Below are 926 nucleotides of genomic sequence, written 5' to 3'. Positions count from 1 at the left end.
CTAGGCTCTGTACGTAAACCCAAGAAATACGATTTTCTGTAAAATACACCGCCATTAAAGCCAGGAGGCCAAGATGGCAAAGCGGTATGAACTCCCCGACGCAGCCTGGGATCTGGTTGCAGATATCTTCACCAAAAATCAGCGCACCGGGCGCCCTCGGGCCGATGATCGCCTGATGCTAAACGGTATTCTCTGGGTGCTTTGCTCTGGCGCAGCCTGGCGAGACATGCCCGAACGATTCGGCCCTTGGTCAACGATCTATCAACGGTTCCGAGGATGGCGTGATTGCGGAGCTTTTGATCAGATGCTCAAGCGTCTTCATATCCGATTGAATGAGCAGGGTTTGATTGACTTGGAAACATGGATGATCGACTCCACTGCCGTACGAGCAACCCGGGCCTCATCAGGTGCCGGGAAAAAAGGGGATTTGAAGAACCGCAAGACCACGCGCTCGGGCGCAGCCGGGGTGGCCTGACGACCAAGATTCACATGCTGTGCGACGCCAATGGTGTGCCTCTGCGTTTCCTGTTGTCAGGCGGACAAGCCAGCGATATAGCCTATGCCCAACCGCTACTCGATCAGGCTTGCATACCCAGCCTGCGCGGTCGCCCACGCAAGCGTTGCCGCTGGTTGCTGGCTGACAAGGGTTACGACGCTGAAGCGCTGCGCCAGTATTGTGATCGTTATCGCATGCAGCCAGTCATTCCGTTGCGAAGCATGAAGCGCAAAACCAAGCCAGGATTGCCTCGACTTTTTGATCGCCCCAAATATCGGCAGCGCAACATCATCGAACGCATGTTTGGCTGGCTGAAGGAGAACCGTCGCATCGTGACGCGCTTCGACAAGCTCGCAACAAGTTTTGCGGCGATGGTCTCATTGGCCTGCGCTATGCGGTGCTTGCGACAATACTTTACGTACAGAGCCTA

The 926-nt window shown here is 55.4% G+C and carries 1 pseudogene; it reads left to right on the top strand.

The window, feature by feature from the left end:
- Positions 1–73: 73 nt before the first annotated feature.
- Positions 74–926 (top strand): annotated as a pseudogene (locus tag BLL38_RS30240) (IS5 family transposase); the annotation flags it as partial.

This window comes from Pseudomonas gessardii (assembly GCF_001983165.1).
Classification (GTDB): Bacteria; Pseudomonadota; Gammaproteobacteria; order Pseudomonadales; family Pseudomonadaceae; genus Aquipseudomonas; species Aquipseudomonas gessardii.
This window is presented reverse-complemented; position numbering and strand designations above follow the sequence as displayed.